18 protein-coding genes are annotated in these 23,307 nt (G+C 59.6%); 10 read left to right on the plus strand and 8 right to left on the minus strand.

Annotated features, from left to right (window positions below; all coding sequences use genetic code 11):
• Positions 1 to 87: 87 nt before the first annotated feature.
• From ASD07_RS12445 to ASD07_RS12480, 9 genes are all read left to right on the plus strand, one after another.
• Positions 88 to 1,419: an MFS transporter gene (locus tag ASD07_RS12445; RefSeq protein WP_055930158.1), complete on the plus strand. Its 1,332-nt coding sequence runs from the start codon at positions 88 to 90 to the stop codon at positions 1,417 to 1,419.
• Positions 1,420 to 1,493: 74 nt separating this feature from the next.
• Positions 1,494 to 3,128, plus strand: coding sequence for an alpha-D-glucose phosphate-specific phosphoglucomutase (locus ASD07_RS12450; protein ID WP_055930161.1), 1,635 nt, complete (start codon positions 1,494 to 1,496; stop codon positions 3,126 to 3,128).
• Between the two features lie 10 nt (positions 3,129 to 3,138).
• Positions 3,139 to 4,758: an alpha-amylase family glycosyl hydrolase gene (locus ASD07_RS12455; protein ID WP_055930165.1), complete on the plus strand. Its 1,620-nt coding sequence runs from the start codon at positions 3,139 to 3,141 to the stop codon at positions 4,756 to 4,758.
• A 171-nt stretch (positions 4,759 to 4,929) separates the two neighbouring features.
• On the plus strand, positions 4,930 to 5,640 hold the full coding sequence (locus tag ASD07_RS12460) for a hypothetical protein (protein WP_055930168.1): 711 nt from the start codon (positions 4,930 to 4,932) through the stop codon (positions 5,638 to 5,640).
• Between the two features lie 256 nt (positions 5,641 to 5,896).
• Positions 5,897 to 6,256 carry a hypothetical protein gene (locus ASD07_RS12465; protein WP_055930171.1) on the plus strand — a complete coding sequence of 120 codons (360 nt, stop codon included), beginning with the start codon at positions 5,897 to 5,899 and terminating at the stop codon, positions 6,254 to 6,256.
• A gap of 198 nt (positions 6,257 to 6,454) precedes the next feature.
• Complete coding sequence (locus tag ASD07_RS12470; protein ID WP_156398007.1) at positions 6,455 to 7,699, plus strand: IS256 family transposase; 1,245 nt, start codon at positions 6,455 to 6,457, stop codon at positions 7,697 to 7,699.
• Between the two features lie 956 nt (positions 7,700 to 8,655).
• Complete coding sequence (locus tag ASD07_RS30810; protein ID WP_156397983.1) at positions 8,656 to 8,949, plus strand: hypothetical protein; 294 nt, start codon at positions 8,656 to 8,658, stop codon at positions 8,947 to 8,949.
• 75 nt (positions 8,950 to 9,024) lie between these two features.
• The gene (locus ASD07_RS12475) at positions 9,025 to 9,408 is read left to right on the plus strand and encodes a DUF5071 domain-containing protein (RefSeq protein WP_055930181.1); all 384 of its coding nucleotides are present in this window, start codon (positions 9,025 to 9,027) and stop codon (positions 9,406 to 9,408) included.
• A gap of 91 nt (positions 9,409 to 9,499) precedes the next feature.
• Positions 9,500 to 10,021 (plus strand): hypothetical protein, encoded by a 522-nt coding sequence (locus tag ASD07_RS12480; protein ID WP_055930183.1) that lies wholly within the window; start codon positions 9,500 to 9,502, stop codon positions 10,019 to 10,021.
• A 473-nt stretch (positions 10,022 to 10,494) separates the two neighbouring features.
• On the opposite strand, the gene ASD07_RS12485 is transcribed toward ASD07_RS12480, so the two are convergent.
• From ASD07_RS12485 to ASD07_RS12520, 8 genes are all read right to left on the minus strand, one after another.
• Positions 10,495 to 11,001: an O-acetyl-ADP-ribose deacetylase gene (locus tag ASD07_RS12485; RefSeq protein WP_055930187.1), complete on the minus strand. Its 507-nt coding sequence runs from the start codon at positions 10,999 to 11,001 to the stop codon at positions 10,495 to 10,497.
• Positions 11,002 to 11,027: 26 nt separating this feature from the next.
• Positions 11,028 to 13,763, minus strand: coding sequence for an alpha-1,6-glucosidase domain-containing protein (locus ASD07_RS12490; RefSeq protein ID WP_055930190.1), 2,736 nt, complete (start codon positions 13,761 to 13,763; stop codon positions 11,028 to 11,030).
• 62 nt (positions 13,764 to 13,825) lie between these two features.
• Positions 13,826 to 15,337 carry a sigma-54 dependent transcriptional regulator gene (locus tag ASD07_RS12495; RefSeq protein WP_055930193.1) on the minus strand — a complete coding sequence of 504 codons (1,512 nt, stop codon included), beginning with the start codon at positions 15,335 to 15,337 and terminating at the stop codon, positions 13,826 to 13,828.
• Positions 15,334 to 17,025 carry an ATP-binding protein gene (locus ASD07_RS12500; protein ID WP_055930196.1) on the minus strand — a complete coding sequence of 564 codons (1,692 nt, stop codon included), beginning with the start codon at positions 17,023 to 17,025 and terminating at the stop codon, positions 15,334 to 15,336. Before ASD07_RS12500 ends, ASD07_RS12495 begins: the two co-directional genes overlap by 4 nt.
• A 10-nt stretch (positions 17,026 to 17,035) precedes the next feature.
• Positions 17,036 to 17,833: an ABC transporter ATP-binding protein gene (locus tag ASD07_RS12505; RefSeq protein ID WP_055930199.1), complete on the minus strand. Its 798-nt coding sequence runs from the start codon at positions 17,831 to 17,833 to the stop codon at positions 17,036 to 17,038.
• Between the two features lies 1 nt (position 17,834).
• The gene (locus ASD07_RS12510) at positions 17,835 to 18,656 is read right to left on the minus strand and encodes an ABC transporter permease (protein ID WP_055930202.1); all 822 of its coding nucleotides are present in this window, start codon (positions 18,654 to 18,656) and stop codon (positions 17,835 to 17,837) included.
• A gap of 13 nt (positions 18,657 to 18,669) precedes the next feature.
• Complete coding sequence (locus ASD07_RS12515) at positions 18,670 to 19,638, minus strand: ABC transporter substrate-binding protein (protein WP_055930205.1); 969 nt, start codon at positions 19,636 to 19,638, stop codon at positions 18,670 to 18,672.
• Between the two features lie 230 nt (positions 19,639 to 19,868).
• Complete coding sequence (locus ASD07_RS12520; protein ID WP_055930208.1) at positions 19,869 to 21,497, minus strand: oligopeptide:H+ symporter; 1,629 nt, start codon at positions 21,495 to 21,497, stop codon at positions 19,869 to 19,871.
• Positions 21,498 to 21,691: 194 nt separating this feature from the next.
• Between ASD07_RS12520 and ASD07_RS12525 the strand changes: the two genes are divergently transcribed.
• Complete coding sequence (locus tag ASD07_RS12525) at positions 21,692 to 23,299, plus strand: alpha-amylase family glycosyl hydrolase (protein WP_055930211.1); 1,608 nt, start codon at positions 21,692 to 21,694, stop codon at positions 23,297 to 23,299.
• Positions 23,300 to 23,307: the final 8 nt, after the last annotated feature.

A 23,307-nucleotide genomic window follows, 5' to 3' on the forward strand; every position in this document is an offset into this window, starting at 1 on the left:
CCTTAAAACCGCGAATTTACGGGCTGTCTGCTGATTGACAGCCCGAAATCGCCATGTTATTTTGCTACAAATTATTCGGGGACAGTGATGCAAATGCATTCCATCATCAGCAAACCACGGCTGACCTTCTGGCAGTTGTGGAACATGAGCTTCGGCTTCTTCGGCATCCAGTTTGGTTTCGCGCTGCAGAACACCAACACCAGCCGCATATTCTCGACCCTTGGCGCAACACCGGATGAACTGCCCCTGTTCTGGCTTGCCGCCCCGGTGACCGGCCTGCTGGTGCAGCCGATTATTGGCTACCTTAGCGACAACACCTGGCACGCGAAATGGGGCCGCCGCCGCCCATTCTTCTTCATCGGCGCGCTGCTGGCGAGCATTGCCCTGTTCCTGATGCCCAATTCGAGCGCCCTGTGGATGGCTATCCTTGTGCTGTGGCTGATGGATGCATCGATCAATATTTCGATGGAACCGTTCCGCGCCTTCGTTGGCGACAAGCTGGATGAATCGCAGCAGACTGCAGGCTTTGCGATGCAGACTTTCTTCATTGGCCTGGGTGGCGTAATTGCCTCGCTGCTGCCGATGTTCTTTACCAATTTCCTTCACGTCAGCAATGAAGTCGTCAACGGTGCGATCCCCGACTCCGTGCGCTACTCCTTCTACGCTGGCGGCGCCGCTTACTTCCTGTCCGTACTGTGGACCGTGCTGACCGCCGACGAATTGCCGCCGGAAGACGTCGAGAAATTCCGCATGGAGAAAGCACAGCGGCGCGGCTTCCTGTTTTCGCTGAAAGAGGTATTTGGCGGCTTCGTGCACATGCCGAAAACCATGGTGCAACTGGCCTTGGTGCAGTTCTTTGCCTGGTTCGCGCTGATGGGCATGTGGGTGTTTACCACGCCAGCAGTAGCCGAAAACGTGTTCGGCACCACCGACGGCAAGTCGGCCATTTTCCAGGAGGCGGGCAACTGGGTCGGCAACCTGTTCGCAATTTACGGCGGTGTCTCAGCGCTGGTCGCATTCCTGCTGCCTAAACTGGCGCACATCACCAGCCGCAAATTGGTGCACATGCTTTGCCTGGTGATTGGTGGCCTGAGCCTGATCAGCATTGCCTTCATCCACGACAAGAACATGCTGATGCTGCCAATGATCGGTGTCGGTATCGCATGGGCCAGTATCCTGACCATGCCGTACGCGATCCTGGCAGGTGCGTTGCCGGCCAAGCGCATGGGTTACTTCATGGGCGTGTTCAATTACTTTGTGGTGCTGCCGCAAATCGTCGCCAACTTGGTGCTCGGTCCGGTCATCAAACACCTGTTCAACGGCCACTCGGTCAACGTGCTGGTGCTGGGAGGCGTCTCGATGGTCATCGGTGGCATTGTTACCCTGATCGTCAGCGACTCCGCCAAGAAAGAATCCTAAGCCATCCAGCGGCGCGCACCGATCGCGCCATTCGCAGGAAAATAAAGGGGACGTACCCCTTTTATGGAGCGAATATGGCAATTCAAACGGTAGCAACTTCGCCCATCCCTGGACAGCGTCCGGGGACTTCAGGACTGCGCAAGAAAGTCGCGGTCTTCCAGCAGCCTCATTATCTCGAAAATTTCGTGCAGGGCGTGTTTGATACGCTCGGCGACGCCGCGGGCAAGACGCTGGTGCTGGGCGGCGATGGCCGCTTCCACAACCGCAATGCAATCCAGGACATCCTGAAGATGGCCGCCGCCCATGGGTTCGCGCGCGTCTTGCTGGGGCAGGGCGGCATCCTGTCTACACCAGCCGCAAGCTGCGTGATCCGCAAGCATGGCGCGTTGGGTGGCATCATCCTCTCGGCCAGCCATAATCCGGGCGGCCCGGACGGTGATTTCGGCATCAAGTACAACGCCTCCAACGGCGGTCCTGCGCCGGAAGCGCTGACTGAAGCAATCTATGAGCGCACGCTGGCGCTGGCGCAATTCCGCATCAGCGATATGCCTGATATCGACATCGACAAGCCTGGCGCGCGCACGACAATTGACGGTATGACGGTGGAAGTCATCGACCCCGTTGTCGACTACGCGGAACTGATGGCGCAACTGTTCGACTTCGAGGCCATTCGCCGCTTGTTTTCCAGCGGCTTCACCATGCGCTTTGACGCCATGAACGCCGTTTCCGGCCCCTATGCACACGCCATACTTGAAGGCATGCTTGGCGCACCGGAGGGCACCGTGATCAACGGCACACCGCTGGAAGACTTCGGTGGCCTGCATCCAGACCCGAATCCGGTCAATGCAGAAGAACTGGTCGATATCATGTGCGCCGACGCCGCACCGGATTTTGGCGCTGCCTCCGACGGCGATGCCGACCGCAATATGATCGTCGGCCGCGACTTTGTTGTCACGCCATCCGACAGCCTGGCGGTGCTGGCCGCCAATGCCACGGTGGCGCCAGGCTACGCCGACGGTATCGCGGGCATTGCGCGCTCGATGCCCACCTCACGCGCCGCAGATAAGGTAGCGGCAGAACTCCGCGTTCCTTGCTATGAGACGCCCACCGGCTGGAAGTACTTCGGCACGCTGCTCGATGCAGGTAAGGCCACCTTGTGCGGGGAAGAGAGTTACGGCACAGGCTCGCGCCACATCCGGGAAAAGGATGGCTTGTGGGCCGTGCTGTTCTGGCTCAACCTGCTCGCCGAGCGCGGCGGCTCGGTGCAGGAGATCGTCACCGCCCATTGGCAGCGCTTTGGCCGCCACTACTACTCGCGCCATGATTACGAGGCCATCGCAACCGGCGCGGCGCAGCTGCTGATGCAGGACTTGCGCATCAAGCTGCCAAACCTGCCAGGCCAGAAGTTGAATCATTACGAAGTGCAGGCCGCGGACGATTTCGAATATACCGATCCGGTCGATGGTTCGCACGCCAGCCAGCAGGGCGTCCGCATCATGATGACGGACGGTTCTCGCATCGTTTACCGCCTGTCCGGCACCGGCACCGAGGGCGCCACCTTGCGCGTCTACCTTGAACGCTATGAGGCGGACCCGGAGCAGCACCATATCCCAACTCAGCAAGCCCTGGCCGGCCTGATTGCAATTGCAGACAGCGTGGCCAGCATCGCCTTGCATACAGGCCGCAGCAATCCAACAGTCATTACATAGGAAAAGCCGAATGAAACTTTCGTCCCTCGCATTGTCCCTATTGCTTGCCACCAGCGCGCACAGCGCAGTCGCGGCGGCGCCCAAGCCATTCCTTTGGGAGAATGCGACCGTCTACTTCCTGGTCACCGACCGTTTCGCCAACGGCGACAAGAGCAACGACCTGGCCTATGGCCGCAAGGCCGATGCCGCGCCGCTGCGGGGATTCATGGGCGGCGATTTCAAGGGACTGACGGCAAAGATCAAGTCCGGCTATTTCGACGACCTGGGCGTGGACGTGATCTGGACCACGCCGCCGGTCGAACAAGTGCACGCCGGCACGGATGAAGGTACCGGCAAATCCTACGGCTTCCACGGTTACTGGGCGCGCGACTTCACGGCGGTGGATGCCAATCTCGGGACCGAAAAAGACTTCCGCGATTTCGTTGAAGCCGCCCATGCACGCGGCATCCGCGTGCTGCTGGATGTAGTGATGAACCATACCGGTCCGGTGACAGAAGCCGATCCTGTCTGGCCGGAAGGCTGGGTGCGCACAGAACCGCAGTGCCAATACAAGGACCTGCCGTCCACCGTGAGCTGCACGCTGGTAAAGAACTTGCCAGACTTCCGCACGGAGAGCGATACGCCGGTGGAATTGCCTCCAGCGTTGGCAGTAAAGTGGAAAGCCGAAGGCCGCTATGAGCGCGAAGTGAAAGAGCTGGACGACTTCTTTGCCCGTACCGGCTATCCGCGCGCACCGCGCTACTACCTGATGAAGTGGCACGCGGACTGGGTGCGCAAGTACGGTGTCGACGGCTTCCGCGCCGACACAGCCAAGCATGTTGAACCTGCGGTATGGGCCGAGCTGCGCAAGGTCGCGCTGGCGGCGCACGACGAATGGAAAAGCCTGAATCCCAGGAAGGTGCTGGGTGACGGCCGCTTTTACATGCTGGCCGAGGTGTACAACTACAACATCGCGCACGGCCAGGCCTTCGACATGGGCGGCGGCGAGAAAGCCAATTACTTCGCCAACGGTTTCGATGGCCTGATCAACTTCGGCATGGTGCACGACGCGAAGGGCGATTACGAATCTTTGTTCAGCAAGTATGCGACGCAGCTCGCGGGTCCGCTGAAAGGCCATTCGGTCATGAACTACATGGACTCGCACGATGATGGCAATCCCTTCGATCCATCGCGCCAGAAGCCTTTCGAGACTGCGAACAAGTTGCTGCTGGCGCCAGGCGCTGCGCAGATCTACTACGGCGACGAGATCTCGCGCCGGCTCGACGTGGCGGAAGCGAAGGGCGATGCAAAGCTGCGCTCCTTCATGAACTGGGGCGACCTTAAGGCAAACGCGAAGATCCGTACGCACTGGGCGAAGCTGGGTAAATTCCGCCAGGCGCACCAATCGGTCGGCGCCGGCGAGCATAGGAAGCTGGCGGACCTGCCGTACACCTTCAGCCGTGTGCGCGACGACGACAAGGTTGTGGTGGCGCTGGATGTGAAGACCGGCGAGCCGGTCGACATCAGCGTCGGCGGCTTGTTTGCTGATGGCGCGAAGGTCAAGGATGCCTACTCCGGCGTTTCATATATCGTGAAAGGCGGCGTCGTTCGCACCAACGGCAAAAGCTCCACAATCCTGCTCTCGCAATAAGACGTGCCGGGGGCGGCTTGCCAGAAGCGCGCAGTTTGGGGCAAACTATCGCATTGTAAAAAAATTAATTCTGCGATGTTACGAGTACTTGCCTCCGTTTTGTCTTGCCTGTTTTTCCTGAGCGGGTGTTCTGGCGTTCCAGACTGCGACAGTCGGCGTGCGGAGGACGAGATGGAATCACACGTCTACACGGTGATATCAAAGGCCTTTGAAAAAGTATCGGAACGCGCACTGCAGAAGGCAGCGCAAAGCGCATCTCAGAAGGCATTTCCAACGGCCATCGCTGTGACACCCCGGCAGCAGGCGATGGTTGACGCTTACCAGCCGTTCCTCGCGGTTGATCACGACGTAATGTGGCTCTTGCCCCGGTTTTACGCGCAGATGCCGGAAGGGTGGCAGAACCTTGGCGTCGCCTTTTACCTGAGAATGAATGATTTCAAGGCGCTTAGAAGCGAAATCAAGGTGAGGCTGACGGACCATGAGAAGCTTCCGGACAGGTCTGAAGGCGAAATAAGCTACACCAAAGTTTGCCGCGCCAAGCTTTGGATAGAGTCCACTTCGAAGTCTGGCCAGAAACCGGAGCCGATCACGTTGATCTACTCGGCCAACTCGCGGCCACGTACTTCGGTTCCGATCCACATTGGAATCAACTTTTTTGAGGCATCGGAAGCACCGTTACCATTTTCGCTCACCGAAATGGAAAAGCTTGAACTGATGATGTATGCCGCCATAAGAAATAAGGAAGCGCAGCCGATGCCACAGCGGCCGCTCTCGCGTATCCAGCGGGTCGGCCTGCGCGCGCTCCGCCTTCACATGGAAGCCGCGGAAGCGAAGGAGAGAGCGCTACCCGGCAAGACGGATGGCGCCGCTCAACATAGTTAATGCACAGTTGCGCGGGCTGCTTGAGCCAAAGGCGGAGGAGTACTGGCGAGTGCATTGTGACGTATATAATTTCAAAGCCTGAGTTGAAGTGCCGCAAACTTAATCTGACACTGACTGTCAAATGGGATAGAGTCTTGCTTGGTCTGTAGTGGCTCAAACTCAATCTGACATTGACTGTCAGATCGGATAGAGTCTTACTTCGTCCAAAAACGGCCAAAAGCTGCCTGTGGCGTGCGCATAAATTTTTGGAGTTTCCATGGGGCCGCATCGGGTCAACATCATTAACCTTTTGAACCTTATTGCATCACGCAGCGAACAGCTTGAATACCAAGAATCCGCGCCGGTGAACGTAGCGAATGAATTGGTTAATCAATGGTTCGATGACTTCTACCATCCAGCGGATGCGCAATTTGCGAGCGATTTTTCTGCCGATGAGCTGGTACTGCTGAAACAGTTCGATGCCTATTACAATGAGCGATTAGCGCAGTTGCCAGATTCCCTGGGTGGACTTCTTAGGACTCGCGCCTGGGACGAAGTAATGGATTATGCTGGCGGCGTACTCGATGCTTGCAGATGGCGTGGCATTCAGGCGCATTATGAATCGCCGGAAGGCTAATGTCGGCCATTAGCGGTCGCCCAAAAGAATAGGACCTAGGTTTTCAAATCATGCTGCGCTATCTGAATTGGCTATCTATCTCAGGCGTCTGGTTGCCAATCTTGGTGTTGGTATCCTGGGCGCTGGAGCCTGTCAGAATTTTCGTGTGAGTCCGGGGTCATGAAATAATACCGAAAGGGATTGTCCATGACCGATGCAATGACCACGAAGAAGCCAAAAACCAAAAAGCAGTACCCGTTTCCCGTTGAACTGATCGACCAGTTGCTGGCCCAGGTCGAGAACAAGGACGCCGAGTCCATTCTCGGGGAATCAGGACTGGCTGGCCAGCTCAAAAAGATGCTGGCCGAGCGCATGCTGACCGCCGAATTGAACCACCATCTCGCCACCGAAGGCGACGCCAAGAACCACCGCAACGGCAAGAGCCGCAAGACCGTGCTCGCGCCGGGCGGCGAGCTGGAACTGGAGATCCCGCGTGATCGCCTTTCCAGCTTCGAGCCCAAGCTGGTCGCCAAACACCAGCGCCGTATGCCGGGCTTTGATGACCACGTGATCGGCATGTATGCACGCGGCATGACCGTGCGCGAGATTCAGGCGCATTTGCTGGAGCTGTACGGCACTGATGTATCACACGATTTGATCTCGACCATCACCGACGAGGTCATGGACGAAGTGGCGCAATGGCAGCAGCGGCCGCTGGAGACGATGTACCCCATTGTCTATTTCGATGCACTGCGGCTGAAGATCCGTGATGAAGGCACCGTCAAGAACAAGGCGGTGTACCTGGCGCTGGGTATCCGCGCCGATGGCCGAAAAGAAGTGCTTGGCCTGTGGATCGAACAAACGGAAGGTGCCAAATTCTGGTTGAAGGTCTTCAACGAGCTGCGCAACCGTGGACTGGAAGACATCCTGATCGCGGTCGTAGATGGCCTGCGCGGCTTCCCTGAAGCGATTGAGGCGGTCTTCCCGCAGGCGCAGATCCAGACCTGCATCGTGCACCTGATCCGCAACTCGATGACGCTGGCGTCCTGGAAGGACCGTAAAGAGCTCGCCGCTGCGCTCAAGCCGATCTACCAGGCTGCGAATGCCGACGCGGCAGCGGCGGCTTTAGACGCCTTCGCAGAGGGGCCGTGGGGACAGCGCTTCCCGACCGTGCCGGCGATGTGGCGGCGCCAATGGGAGCAGGTGATTCCATTCTTCTCGTACCCACCGGAAGTACGTTCGATCATCTACACCACAAATGCTATTGAGAGCCTGCACATGCGTTTACGGAAGATCGTGAAGAACCGTGGCCACTTCCCGAGTGACGAAGCGGCGACCAAATTGCTGTATCTGGCCTTGCGCAATATTGAAAAAGATTGGAAGATGCCGCAGCGGACCTGGAAGATGGCCGCCAACCAGTTTGCCATTCTGTTTGGGGAACGCTTCACCAACGCGATTAACTAACTACGAACCGCGACCCCGGCACACAAAATTCCTGACAGGTCCGNCCGCCAACCAGTTTGCCATTCTGTTTGGGGAACGCTTCACCAACGCGATTAACTAACTACGAACCGCGACCCCGGCACACAAAATTCCTGACAGGTCCGGGCGCTGATAACTTGGTGCGTCGCTGCGATAGCTCCTGGCTCAGGTGCAGGCTGGGGCCTCACCGCTATCGGATTTTTCTTGACGTTTGCATTGAGTCACCTGCTAGCGATTTCATCCGCAACTGGAATTGGTTTGCTCATCGCACGTCAAACGTCGAAGCCGACAGTTACGTTGGCGAGCGCTATAGCGGGCGGACTGATTTCGGCATTTGTGTTTTCGCGCATATACTTTGGCGTTGGCTCATAGCGGCCAAGAGCGGTCATCGCGTTTCGGACTATCGCAAAAAATCTACTTTTAGAATTATGAGTTCATCGGAAGTCCTTGCTTTTCAATATCTATGGGACGGTTCTCAGCCCGGCTGGGTGCTGACGCGCCTCTATGGAAATGATGTCGAACTATCTCTGAAGTTTGAACAACTTGATGGCCCATCGCCTCGAGAACTGATGGCGGTGAGGCGTTCCGTGTCGGAATTTAAATCGCTGCCGCTTAGTCAAGTTACTGAGCGGTTGCGCGGATGTCCGATCTTTTTCCTAGGACGATTTGAGTCCAGGCATGCTCGTAGATTGGCGGACGCTTGTCGCAACGAAGGTTTGAGCGTGTTGGAAAAAATTATCGATACCCCCCAATTCCTGCCGACAAACGAGATAACTAACTCAGTTTTGGTGATCGAGGATGATGAATTGGCCAAGTGTGTGTACGATTCGGCGCTTCAACATGGTATCCCTGTCCGACACGTTGAAAATTAGGCGAGCAGCCCGATTTGACCGCGTACAGTCGGCCAGTAGCAGCCACTCCAGACTTTCCAAGATTCTATGTTCCAGTACACTATTGACGACTCGATTGAACTGCCTTTGCAAACGTCGGTCGAAGTAACCATTTCGTTCCCGAGCGGTAAACGTTGGCTTTTCTTTGTGACACCTGAACTACTGAATCGAGTAGGCGATGTCGTCGAAGGCAGTACGGCAAAAGTCCATTTGGGGGAATTGCACATGATCGTCGTTAGTGAACTCAGTGTGCCGATCATTGATTCGGTACTTCGAGAACTTCATCGAACTGGCGAACTGGAGCGTCGCACCCTTGCGCTTTCGATGGATCATGGAACCTGAAACTGCAGTTCTCGGCCATGAGCCGCCGGATGCATTAGGAAAGGATGAACCTTTACGATGGTTCGCAGGAACTGAATGAATAAAGACTTTGGCGTCCCGCTTCCACGTGACAAGCACGACACCGAAAATGCGATGACTCTGGTGTCGCTTGGCTGGGAGCGAGTTAAGCCGGTAATGCCCCAGATTTTGGATTGGATGCAGGACATGAATTGGCCGGTCGCGAGAGTTTTTCAACCGTTTTTGGTGCAGGTGGGCGCGCCCCTCGCTCCATATCTTAAGACGGTATTTGAGTCAGATGACGATGCGTGGAAATACTCTATCCTTGTCGGTATCGTTGATCAGTCGCCAGAACTTGCTGTAGCGTTGCGTGCTGACCTTGAACGTTTGTCCGAGAGCCCAACGGCTGGTGAGCAATTGGAAGGGCTGTCTGAACAAGCTAAGGAAATCCTACGCAGCTAAACACGCCTGCCGTTTTCGGCCAGAAGCAGCCATTGAATTCAACTGACGCAAAGTTGCGGCGCGGCTTAACTAACTTGTTGAAAGTATTTAAATGTTCGGCTCTCTCTTCCGATTTTCCGTTCTAAATGAAGCGCTTGAACTTGCGGGCTTCGTTCTCGTCCACTGTGCCGCAATTGCTGACGCAAATCGAGCCGGTGAGCTGATCTGTCCATTCGCCGTTCTCGAAGGCGATGATGGGAGACAGGTGGTCGACTTTGAGTCCGAAACCCAGGAGGAAGCCGTGTCTAAGGGATGGGCCAGTCTAGGCGAGGCAAAGTCAAACAATGTCTCGTGGGCGTTCGGGCGTGAAGGTTTGTACAGGGAGCCTGACGGAAATGCTGTTGACGTACTGACGGTCTCGGTTTGGATGTCTGGTATGAAAGAACACTACAGCGTCCTGCAGCGCTTCGGGAGACGGGAGGACCAAGCGATTTATTTCATTGGAGCCCCCGAATTGTTGAAGCATAAGGGAGAATCTGCTGAACCTGTAGAGCGCTGGAACGAGAAGGCAATAGAGCGTGGTGTTGTCAATCATCCCAAGGGTTCAATGTGGCCGCAATGGCGTACCCAATGATGTGACGCTCGGCGGCATCCTTGCGATTCGGATTGAGTTTGCAAACGTCCGCAATGGGGCGGAAGCTGCCTTCCTGTTGACACGCAATGTCGGTTCAAGTAATACGTAGGCCTTCTACGCAAGCAAAAGGCGTCATATTGTGTGGAGGCCGTCGTCGCGCATCAATGATATCGTCGACTTGCATGCCGCGAACCAGCAAAGCTTGCCCGCTTCTGCCAGCGATGCAGCGAACTGCTCCTGTCCAAACTGCGGGTGATGGCGCGGCTTTGGCACTGTCCTGATATCGAGCAGGCATAAATGCCATTCTGCTGCAGCAATCCGGTGAATTCCTCGATTGTGCGGTTCGGATGGCCGATGGTGCAGACGAGTTCCCGAGTCATGCTCAGCCTTCGCGATGGCGTTCCTCACACTCTGACACGAACCCGCATTTGCTTACCTCCAGATAGGACGGCTTTCGCCACATGGAAGTGGCTTTAGTTGAGAAGCGCTTCGTAGACCTCAAGGTCGGCTTGGGAGAAGCAGCAGAAGATGACTTCTTCAAGCCCAGGGAATTGCTCGGCCGCGGCGCATACTGCCGATACGGCGAGTTCGGCGGCCTGGTCAATCGGGTAGCCGTAGATGCCGGTGCTGATGCTGGGAAATGCCAGTGAGGCGGCACCGTGTCTGGCCGCCAGTTCCACGCTGCCGCGATAGCAGGCCGCCAATAGATCCGGTTCGCCATTGGTACCGCCGCGCCACACCGGTCCGACGGTATGGATGATGTACTTGGCCGGTAGCCGATAACCCTTCGTCAGCTTCGCTTGCCCCGTCTTGCAGCCACCGAGAAGACGGCATTCGTGGACCAGTTCTGGCCCAGCGGCGCGATGAATTGCGCCATCAACGCCGCCACCGCCCAAGAGCGAGGAGTTGGCAGCGTTGACGATCGCGTCGACTGAAAGCTTGGTGATATCGCCCTGGATTGCGCGAAGGATGGTGGACATGACTGGGCGGCCATCGGCCTTAAAGTTTATTCAACGAATACTATAGCCGTCCTCGCGGGAATGGTGAAGCTGCCCGTTGCGGTGTCGTAGCGGGCTGCGGCTCCGGTTTGCACCGGGTGCAGGCGGTAGGCCTTGCCGGCTTCTCCAGCGGCAGTGATGGTCTGCTCCACCTTGTCCACGTTGATAAAGTACGCCACCGTCTTGAATCCCGCGCCTTCATAGCCGGCGCCGTCGAGGCGCGCTGCGACGACGGTCGCCAGCTGTTCTGGCCCGGTGTTCAGGAAGTGCAGGCGCTTCTTGATATCGTCCGCGGTACGCATCCGGAACAAGGTGCTGCTGGCACGGATGCGCAGCAGGTCGCGGAAGGTGTCGCGTGCGAGTGCGATATCAACGGGCGTTGGCTGAAGCGCGCGATTAGCCAGCAAGGGCTGGAGCAGCGCGTAATCCTTGCCGTTGTCCGCGGCGGGCGGCAGGCCGGTGCCGAAGTAGTTGGTCTGGTAGGTCCAGTCGAGGCGATTGAACCAGTCACCCGATTCAAAGCTGTTGCGGTCCATCGATTTGGAACGCAGGATCTCGAATCCGGCGTGGTAATACGCGACGCCCTGCGAGAAGGCGTTGATTGCAGCCGCCAGCATCTGCACGCGCGCGCGGTCAGCGCTGGTCGTGGAGATAGGCAGCTTGAGGGTATTGATGTCATACAGCGTCTGGTTGTCGTGGTTCTCGACGTAGTTGACCACCTCGCCTGGCTGGCTGGCATAACCGGCAGGCTGGTTGCCGCCATAAACGATGGCCTGCAGCTCCTTGGTCTCTCCGGTAAAGGTCTGCATGCGGTAGCTGCGGATCGAACCGGCCAGGCCGACCTTCACCAGGTCGGATGCCTTCATCAAATCCGCCACTGGGCGCAAGCCAGCGCCGGCATTCGGGTCGTACACCAGGCCATTGATATAACCTTGCTGCGAGATCACTTGCTGCCCCGAATCGCCCGCGCCGCCACCGCGTACGGCATCGCGCGCGCGGTCGCTGAATGTGCCGATTCCGCTGCCGTTCAGCGACAGTTGCGAGGCCTGCACGAAGCGCGCACCGTCCGCCACTTCGCCGAAGTTCCAGCCTTCGCCGATCAGGTTCACATGCCGGCCAGCGGCCTTGCTGACGCGGGCCTGCAGCGCTTCCATTGCGGCGCGCGGCTGGTGGCCCATCAAGTCGAAGCGGAAGGAGTCGATGTGGTAGTGCTTCGTCCACAGCTCGGCCGAGTCGATCATCAGCTTGGCCATCATGCGGTTTTCGGTGGCCGTGTTGAAGCAGCAGGTGGAGCTTTCGATTTCGCCTTTCAGGTTCAGTCGCTGGTAATAGCCGGGGACGATGCGGTCCAGCACCGAGCGCTCGTGCTGGCCGCCGCGATAAGTATGGTTGTAGACCACGTCGGTGCCGACGCGCAGTCCGATCTTGTGCAGCGCCATCACCATTTCGCGCAGTTCGATGATGCGGCGTGCGCCGTCGGCGGCGTCGGTGCTGTAGCTGCCTTCCGGTGCGTTGAAATGCCATGGGTCGTAGCCCCAGTTGTAGCAGTCTTTCAGCGCGTTGTCGCTGACGATTTTCTGCTGCTGGTCGCCGTCTGGAGCGCCGTGTACGACGGGGGCGACGCAGCCTTTCTCCGGCACGCTGCCCAGGTCATATACCGGCAGCAAGTGGACGTCGGTCATGCCGGCTTTAGCCAGCATGGCGAGGTGTTTCATGCCGTTGGTGCCGCTCTCGCGGAAGGCGGTGTATTTGCCGCGGTTCATGGCGCTGACGGACATGTCGTTGATCGAGAAGTCGCGCACGTGCAGCTCGTAAATCGACATGTCCGGCTGCACCTTCACGCTGGCCGGTGGCTGGTCCTTGTTCCAGCCGGCGGGCGCCAGGCGCGGGTCGGCCAGGTCGGCGATGTAGCTGCGGGAAGAGTCGGTGGTCAGGCTGACGGAATACGGGTCGGTGACGACGTTGCGTACCAAGCCGGTTTTTGGCGCGATCACGTCCACCACGTATTTGTAATAGCGGCCGGACAGGTTGCCGTTAGCATTGGCGGACCAGATGCCGGTTTTTGCGTCGGCGTGCATGGTGGTGACGGATTTCGCCTTGCTGCTGCCGGTGTCGAACACACAGACAGAAACGCGTTGTGCGGTCGGCGCCCACAGTTTGAATGTGGTGGCGCCTTTGCCGATGCTTGCGCCCAGGTCGTTCGCCTGTTCGGCGGTGGCGTAGATTTCGTCCAATGCGCCCGGCACCTGCAGCGCGGTGGCGTCACGCACGGTGCCGTCTGCATTTTCCTGCACTAGTACCAGTTGTTTTGCCAGCATTGCCGGCAGGCGGGCGCGGTTGGCGGCCGAAAGTGCGAGCAGCACGCCGTCGCCGGTGTACTTGAAGCGCTGGGCCAGCGCGGCGGGAAGTGTTTCGGTCGTCGCGGCCAGCGGCATTGCACCATCCGCTCCGCTGACGGTGGCGCCTTGCGGCGCGCTGATGCCAGCGGCGGCTGCGTAATAGATTTTGAAGCTGCCCTCGGCCTGGACGCCGGTCCATTTGGCCAAACGCCCGTCCAGCCACAGAGCACGGGCATCGAAGCCTTGGGTAAGGGCCAGCACGGTCTCATGCGGGCCGGCGCAGGAGGCCAGGGTATGAGGTGAGGCAGCGGTGGGGGCTGCGGTGAGGACGGTGGTTGGTGCCGCGGCGGCGGAAAACGCCGCGAGGACCGCCGCAAGGGCCGCCACGAGGGTGCGCTGCTTCATTTTGTCTCCGTAGTAGTGATGCTACAGAAATATTAGCTCAAAATCTGTAGCTTCACTACATATTAGTCGCGCTGGATCTGGTGCTTTTTCAGCTTGTCATAGAGCGTCTTGCGGGGCAGAAGCAGGCGGTCAGCGGCCAGCGCCACATTATTGTCGGCAGAGGCCAGGGCACGCAGGATCAGGTCGCGCTCGAAGGCGTCGACTTGCTGCGGCAGGGAAGGCTGCTCGGCGTCCCCCGTCACCGAGCCTGCGGCGGGTACGCCGGCTGCCATTGCGACGCCGGCTGCCGAGGCGGCACCTGCGGTCATGGCGGCGCTGCCTGTGGCGCCGGCGCCGGCTGCCCATTCCATGCCTGCGCCAGTGGCAGCAGCCGCTGGCGATGAAATGCCTGCGCCAGTGGCAAAAGCCGCGCCGGATACGATTGCCGGGCTATGCGACGGTGCGATGGTTGCGACGGGGACCAGTCCAAGCGTGAGGCGCTCGGCAAAATTGCGCAGCTCCCGCACATTCCCCGGCCAATCCGCTGCCTGCCATGCGGCCATCTGCTCCGGCGTCCACATCGGCATTGCGCGCTGGTAGCGCCGGGCTGCCTCGGCGACGAAGTGCGCCAGCAGCAGCGGAATATCCTCGTGCCGGTCGCGCAGGCGCGGCAAATCGATGCTGATGACGCCAATCCGGTAATACAGGTCCTCGCGAAACAATCCCTGGGCCGACAGCGCCAGCAAGTCGGCCTTGCTGGCCGCGACTACCCGGCAATCCAGCGCCACCGACTCATTCCCGCCCAGGCGTTCGAGGCGCCGTTCCTGCAGCACGCGCAGCAGTTTGACCTGCAGTGCCATCGGCATGCTCTCAATCTCATCGAGGAACACCGTCCCGCCATTGGCGAATTCCAGCTTGCCGATGCGCCGCTTTTGCGCGCCTGTAAAGGCCCCCGCCTCGTGGCCGAATATTTCGCTCTCGAACACCGACTCGGGCAGTGCGCCGCAGTTGATGGCGACGAAATTCCCCTTGCGTCCACTGGCCGCATGAATCAGGCGCGCCATCACTTCCTTGCCGGTACCGGTCTGGCCATTGACCAGGATATCCACGCCGGTCGGCGCCACATTGCGCACCACGACTTTCAAGTGCTCGATGGCTTCGGAGCGTCCGATCAGGTCTGGCATGTCCGGGTGCTGCGCGCGTTCGCTGCGCAAGCGGCGGTTTTCCAGGACCAGGTTGCGGCGCTCTTGCGCGCGCTTGACCGCGTCCATCAGGCGTTCGGACGAGAAGGGCTTTTCGATGAAGTCATAGGCTCCGGCGCGCATGGCTTCCACTGCCATGCTGACATCACCGTGGCCGGTCACCACAATGACGGGCAGCTCGGCGTCGAGCGCCGCAACGCGCGCCAGCAAGTCCAGTCCGGAAAGCCCCGGCAGCCGTACATCGGTTACCACTACGCCTGCGAAATTCGCCAGCAGCAACGGCAGCGCTTCCTCGGCGCTTGCGCAAGCCTGCACTGCGAAGCCGCCCAGCTCCAGCGTTTGCGAGGTGGCCAGGCGCAGCGACGCCTCATCTTCAACCAATAGCGCCTTCATCGGGCAGCTCCTTCTTTAATAAGCGGTAAGCGTAACTCAAACTGCGCACCGCCGCCGTCCAGGTTGCGGGTCGACAGGCTGCCGTTCATTGCCTGCACGATCGAGGAGGAGATCGCCAGCCCCAGCCCCAGTCCTTGCCCGGCAGGCTTGGTGGTGAAGAAGGGCTCGAACAGGTGCGCCGCCACTTCCTGCGGGATGCCCGGGCCGCTGTCGCTGATGCGTGCGACGCCTTCGGCACCTTCGCGCGACAGCACGATGGAGACACGCGGCTGCGGCGTTCCCTCGACCGCATCCAGGGCATTGCGCAATATGTTAATCAGCACTTGTTCGATGCGCACCGTATCGCCTGCCACCACCAGCGGCTCCGCGCCGGTCTCGATCTCCATCGCCACATTGCGACGCTTGCTCTCGCTCTCGAGCAGGAAAGTAGAGCTGCGTACTGCGCGCGCGAAGTCCACCGGGCCTATGGTGTCGTCCTTGCGCGCAAAACCTTTCAGCTGGCTGATGATGGCTCCCATGCGGGCACTGGCATCGCCGATGTGTCCAAGGTTGCTGGCCGCCTGTTCCGGTTGGCCGCGGGCGAGGAAAGTACGGGCGTTGTCGGCAAAGGCACGGATTGCCGCCAGCGGCTGGTTCAGTTCATGTGTCACGCCGGCAGCCATCTGGCCCAGCATGGCCAGTTTGCCGGCTTGCACCAGTTCATTCTGGGTCGTGCGCAGGATGCGGTTGGTTTCGCTCAGTTGCTGCGTGCGCTGGGCGATGCGCGACTCCAGTTCGCGGTCGAAGGCCATGCGCTCTTCGCGCCGGCGGCGGCGCTGGTGCATGGCCCAATACGAGACGGCGCCGCAAGCCAGCAGCAGGGCGGTTGCCAGCGCCCAGTTGATGCCGCTGCGTACCACGCGCAACTGGCTTGGGAAAATCATCAGCTGCCAGCCCAGGCGCCCGACTTCCTGCGTGACGCGCGGGCCGGGATTACGCGCCAAGGGCGTGACTTCGCGGCCGATGTATTGCTGCGTGCTGGCCAGCTCCGCCAGGGCGTCGGGCCGCAAGGGCGTCAGGCTGTGATAGCGCCAGTTCGGTCGATTACTGAGGAAGATGACGCCGTGGCGGTCGGCCAGGACGATCGGGTCTTCGCTGCTGTTCCAGTTGCGTTCCAGCTCGGCGAGGCTGATCTTCACGGCGATCACGCCTGCGATCTCGCCATGCCGCTTTACAGGTTGCGCGATGAAGTAGCCCGCTTCGCTGGTGCTGGTACCGATGCCGTAGAAGCGGCCAGCCTTGCCGTTCAGCGCAGCCTGGAAATAAGGGCGGTAGGAGAAAATCTTGCCGGCGAAGCCGAGCGGCTGGTCCCAGTTGCTGGCGCCCAAGGTCAGGCCGTTGCGGTCCATCAGGTAAAGCGCGCCGACCTTGGCCTGCTGCTGGATGGTTTGCAGCGTCTCATTCAGGCGGGCGATGACTTCCGGATTCTTCGGAGCGGCGAGGGCGTTGGTCAGGTCGGGCTGCTGCGCCAGGACAAAGGGGAGGGTTTCAAAACGCTCCAGCACCGACTGCAGTTCCGGCGCCATGAGTTGCAGCTGGCGCTGGCCTTGCGCCAGCTGTTCATTGCCGGCGCGGTAGGCGCCAAGGATATAGGCGGCCACGATGATCGCGGCCGCCGGTAACAGCAACAGAATAAAAGGTTTGCGCATAAGCGCAATTTTAGTCCACTGCGGCCATGCGCAGTTCGTCGCTGTGGTGACGCTGCTGTTCTTCCATGACCAGCGCGCCCAGTTCACGTTTGAGGGCGTTGAAGTCTGCCGACGCCGGATCACGCAAGCGCGGCAGTTCCACGATCATGTCGCGCTTGACAGTGCCCGGGCGGTAGGTCATGACCACGATGCGGTCGGCCAGGTAGATCGCCTCTTCGATACTGTGGGTAACGAAGATGATGGTCTTTTTCAGTTCCGACCAGATGCGCAGCAGTTCGTCCTGCAGGTTGCGGCGGGTCAGGGCGTCCAGTGCGCCGAACGGCTCGTCCATCAGCATGATCGGCGAGTCCAGTGCCAGCACGCGCGCAATGGCTACACGCTGGCGCATGCCGCCGGACAGGTCTTTCGGATAGCGGTTGCGGAAGTCGGACAGCGACAGCATGGACAGCAGCTGGTCCACGCGCTGCTTGATTTCCGCTTGTGCCATGCCTTTGACCTCCAGGCCGAAGGCGATGTTCTTCTCCACCGTCATCCATGGGAACAGTGCGTATTCCTGGAACACCATGCCGCGCTCAGGACCAGGACCGGTGATCAACTGGCCGTCGGCGGTGATCTCGCCGCTGGATGGCAGCGAGAAACCTGCAATGGCGTTCAGCAGGGTGGACTTGCCGCAGCCCGAAGGCCCCAGCAGGCAGACGAACTGGCCTTGCGGGATCTGCAGGTTGATGTCGCGCAGCGCCACCACTTCGCGGTTGTCGGTCTTGAATACCTTGTTGACGCCTTTGACGTCGATATGGGTTGCGCTCATCTCAGTTCTCCAGGCCGCGGTGCCAGCGCAGCAGGTGGTTATTCAGTTTGTTCATGCCGATGTCGATCGCCAGGCCAAGCAGGCCGATGCTGATCATGCCGGCGATGATCTTGTCCGACCAGAAGTACTCGCGTGCTTCCAGGATGCGGAAACCGAGGCCATTGTTCACGGCGATCATCTCGGAAACGATGACCACGATGAAGGCGGTACCGATGCCGATGCGTACGCCGGACAGGATGTAAGGAACGGCTGCCGGCAGCATTACGCGGACGAACATGGTGCTCTGGCTGACGCCCAGGTTGCGGGCGGCGCGGATGTAAATGCCGTCAACGTGGCGCACGCCGGCAATGGTGTTCATCAGCACCGGGAAGAAGGCCCCCAGCGCAATCAGGAACACGGCTGGCGCGTTGCCCAGGCCGAACCACAGGATCGCCAGTGGGATATAGGCGATAGGTGGAATCGGGCGCAGTACCTGCAGCAGGGGATTGAGCCAATCGTACATGCGCTTGCTCGAACCCATGACCAGCCCGAAAGGCAGGGCCAGGCCGGCGCCGACGGCGAAGCCGACCAGCACCCGGTACATGCTGCTGATGGTGTCGCCAATCAGTTCGCCGGAAAATGCCCAAGCGAGCCAGGAGCTCGCGGCGGGGTCATAGGCTTGCAGCGGCAGCAGGTATTCCACCCACTTCGTCACTACCGCCCACGGGGAGGGCAGTACTTGCGGATTGATCCACTCCAGCGAAGCGCTGGCCTGCCACAGGGCAATCACCAGCGCGGGCACCACGGAGCCCGTTGCGATCTGGCGCAAATTCAGTTTTGCCATGATATGCCTCGCCTTACTTGATGTTCAGGCTTTTCTTCGCTTCGTCCAGCAGGTCGGTCTTGACCCATTCGGAAGCTACCGGTGCCTTGCGCATTTTTCCCACGCCGGTCTTGTTCATCACATCGGTGGTGACCTGGATATGCTGCGGCGAAATGTCGTAGGTGTACGGCGAATTGGCGATCGCGTCCTGGAAGTCGTCGGAAGTGATCTGGCCTTTGAAGATTACGTTGCGCACGTATTTTTCAGCGGTCGGCTTGTCGTCGATGAAGGTCTTGGTGGCCTGCACGAAGCAGTTCATGAACTTGGCGGCGGTGGCACGGCGGGTGGTGTAGAACTTCTCGCTCATGACCATGGTGCGCACTGGCTCGCCGATCGGGGTGTCATATGGCTTCATGACTTCCATGCCGAAGCCCTTGTTAATGGCTTGCGAGGATTGCGGCTCCGATTGCATGATTGCGTCCAGGTTCTTGCCGAGCAGCGCCTGGTTCAGGTCCGCGAAGGCCAGGAACACCAGTTGCACGTCCTTGCCCGGTTGGTCGGAGAAGGTCAGGCCGGCTTGCGCCAGTTCGGCTGCCAGCAGCACTTCATGGATGCCGCCGCGGGTCACGCCGACTTTCTTGCCCTTCAAATCCTTGATTGCCTTGATGCCGCTGTCGGGGCGCGCGACCAGGCGCGCGCCACCTTTGGCGAAACCGGCGACGACATAAATCGGGGCGCCATTGGCGCGGCCCTGGATGGCAGCTTCCGACGCGGTGGCGCCGACATCGAGCTCACCGGCCAGGATGGCCTGCATCACGTCCGGGCCTTTGGCGAAGACGTGTTCTTCGACCTTGATGCCGCACTTGGGTGCGATTTCCTTGATATACGAGACGGCGCCGTAGTGCGCGAATTTCAGGTTGCCGAGGCGGACGACTTCCTGGGCGTTGGCGGCGGAAGCGAAGGCTGCGGCCACGAAGAGGGGTGCGAGTTTAAGCTTGGTCATGCTGGTCTCCTGGGTAAGGGGTGTTCTGACCAGCAATTAGCAGCTTCCATGCCAGAATCTTGGAATGCGGCAAGTGCTTGATTTTATTGAGGTGCGCCGCCTGGCGAGCGGAACGTCCGGGCCCGCGATGGCGGGATTCCGGAATTCCAGCCGCGCTTTGTGCGGATTTTCGCCGCCGCAAATCGGCAGCGACAGGAATAAAAAAGCCCGCCGGAGCGGGCTGGATTGGCTCAGGCCTTCTGCGGTTCCGGCGTGGTGCCGTAGCAGACTTGCGGTTCCGGCTCCTTGCGGTAGAAGTCCACCATCTTGTAGCGCATCGCGTACAGCGCGAAGCAGCCTGCCACCAGCGCGGCGAAGGCGGCGAAGAAGTACATCTGGAACGCCATCACGGAGAAGCCGGTGGTCTTGATATAGGCCGATACGGCGTCGTTCTTCACGCCAGCATTCAGGATCAGCACCCACAGGTTGCCAACCGTGACCGCCAGGTACCACAGTGCCATGATCACGCCCTTCATTGACGAAGGTGCCTGGGAATAGGCGAATTCGAGGCCAGTGGCGGATACCAGCACCTCGCCGAAGGTCAGCAGCGCATATGGCAGGATCTGCCACGCCATCGAAACTGGTGTGCCGCCATCCATCACCACTTGCAGCGTGCCGATCACCACCCAGGCCAGCGCCGAAACCAGGATGCCGGTGCCCATGCGGCGCAGCGGCGTCGGTTCGATGCCCAGCTTGCGAAGCAGCGGGAACAGGGCGATGTTGTTGAACGGGATCAGCAGCATCACCAGCAGCGGGTTCAGTGCCTGCATTTGCGCCGGCACGAAGGAGAACGACCAGCCCAGGAATTCATAGGTTGGATGCACCATGTCGTTGGCCTGTACGATCCAGGTCGAAGCCTTCTGGTCGAACAGGGACCAGAATGGGGTCACCATTGCGAACACGATGAAGATGCGCAGCACGGCACGCACGCCGTCCACCGCCTGGTCGCTATGCTTGCCGCGCGCGCGTTCAAGCTGCATCGAGGTGCCGATGCCGCCGAACGCCATCACCAGCACCAGGGCCGTACATGCCGCGATGACGAAGCCCCACGATGGGGTCATGGCCAGCGATACCAGGGCAGCGCCCACGCCGATCAATGCCACGGTCAGGCCTGGGCGGGATTGACCAGGCGCGGCCGACATCAGTGCGGTTCTGGCGACGCGGGTAAACGATTCCTCGCTAGGCTCCGAGGGCGGTACGTGGATGTACTTCCCGCGCCCGAGCCAGAACACGATGGTAGCGATGAACATCAGGATGCCCGGGATGCCGAATGCCACTGCAGGCCCGAAGTCCTTCAGGAAGATCGGCATCAGCAGGGAGGCGAAGAAGGAACCGAAGTTGATGCTCCAGTAGAAGGCGTCGAACACCACTTTGGCCTTCTTCTTGTTGGTCTGGTCAAATTGGTCGCCGACGAAGGAAACCACCAGCGGCTTGATGCCGCCCGAGCCAAACGCAATCAGGAACAGGCCAAAGTAGAAGCCATTGAGGTTGCTCTCAAACAGGGCAAGGCAGGCATGCCCGGCGCAGTAGATCAGCGAAAACCAGAATACCGTGTTGTATTTGCCGAAGAAGCGGTCCGACAGCCAGCCGCCCAGCAGCGGGAAGAAATACACGCCGATCACGAAAGTATGGAATACGTGCTTTGCTTCGCTGGCGCGGTGCTCGGACGGGATGAACAGCAGCAGGGTGCTGATCAGGAACGGCACCAGGATATTGCGCATGCCATAAAAACTGAAACGTTCGCAGGCTTCGTTGGTGATGATATACGGGATTTGCCTGGGCATCGGCCCGTTACCCTGTTCCAGTTCTTGCGTCGACATGAAGTCTCCCGATTCGAATAATGGCCGCGATGCTATGCGAACCCACCTGCGTTGGCAACTACTGGTTTCACTTATATGTAGTTTGGCTACATCAAAAACACTAAGTTGTTGATTTTTAAGGATTCATAGTATTTGAACTTCCCCCACCCATGATGTATATTATCTACATAGTCGTTTTTTACGGGATTAGGAATATGAGCACACCTTGGTGGAAAGAAGCAATCATTTATCAGGTCTATCCGCGCAGTTACCTCGACACCGACGGTGACGGCATCGGCGACCTGAATGGCATCTCCGATCGCCTCGATTACATCGCCAAGCTGGGTGTGGACATCATCTGGATCTCTCCATTCTTCAAATCCCCGATGCGCGATTTCGGCTACGACGTCGCCGATTACTGCGACGTCGATCCGATGTTCGGCACCTTGGCCGACTTCGACCGCATGATTGCCAAGGCCCACGGCCTGGGCCTGAAGATCATGATCGACCAGGTCATGTCCCACACTTCCGAAGACCACCCATGGTTCAAAGAGAGCCGTTCTTCGCGCGACAATCCTAAATCCGACTGGTATGTCTGGGCCGATCCGCTGCCGGACGGGAATCCGCCTAACAACTGGCTGTCGGTTTTCGGTGGCTCGTCGTGGCAGTGGGATTCGCGCCGCAAGCAGTACTACATGCACAACTTCCTCGTCAGCCAGCCGGACCTGAACTTCCACCACCCGGACGTGCAGCAGGCCCACATTGACGCGCTGCGCTTCTGGCTGGAGCGCGGCGTCGACGGCGTGCGCATGGATGCCTGTAACTTCCACTTCCATGACCGCCAGTTGCGCAGCAACCCGCCGGCCCTCGTGCGCGACACCTCCACCGTGAGCGACGCCAATCCCTACGGCATGCAGGCGCACATCCACGATAAGAGCCAGCCTGAAAACGTGGCCTTCCTCGAAAAGCTGCGCGTGCTGCTGGATGAATACGGCGCGGTGGCGATCGGCGAAGTGGGCGCCGACGATTCGCTGGCCGTCATGGCTGAATACACCGCCGGCGGCAACAAGCTGCACATGGCTTACAGCTTCAACCTGCTGACCGCAGACAGCAGTGCGGGCCACATCCGCAAGCAGGTGGAAGACTTCAAGGCGCGCGTCAAGGACGGCCAGCCATCCTGGTCGGTCGGCAACCATGATGCGGTGCGCGTGGTGACGCGCTGGAAGGGCATGAGCAACCAGGCGGCGTTCGCCAAGCTGGTGCTGGCCATGCAGTTGTCGCTGAAAGGCACTCCTTGCCTTTACCAGGGGGATGAGCTGGCGTTCAGCGAGGCCGATGTGCCTTATGAGCTGATCCAGGATCCCTACGGCAAGACCTTCTGGCCCGAGTTCAAGGGCCGCGACGGCTGCCGTACGCCGATTGCCTGGACTGCCGGTGCGCATGGCGGCTTCACTTCCGGCACACCGTGGCTGCCGGTGGCCGAGGAGCACAAGGCCATTGCCGCCTCGCTCCAGGAAGAGGACCCGAATTCGCCGCTGAACTTTGCGCGCCGCATGATCGCCTGGCGCAAAACCATGCCGCAGCTGACGCGCGGCGACATTGTGTTCTACGACGCGCCGGAGCCGGTACTGGCGCTGCGGCGCGACCTGGAAGGTGAACGCAGCGTGATCGCGGTGTTCAACCTGGGAGCCGCGCCGGTGAACTTCCAGCTGCCGGCGGCCCAAGGGGCGCAGAAGCTGGAGCAGCCTGGTTTGCCGGGCGAAGTGCTGGACGGCGAGGTCCAATTGTCAGGCTATGGCGCGTGGTTCGGCTACGCAGTATAAATATAAGA

The sequence above is a fragment of the Duganella sp. Root336D2 genome, from assembly GCF_001425005.1.
GTDB lineage: Bacteria > Pseudomonadota > Gammaproteobacteria > Burkholderiales > Burkholderiaceae_D > Rugamonas.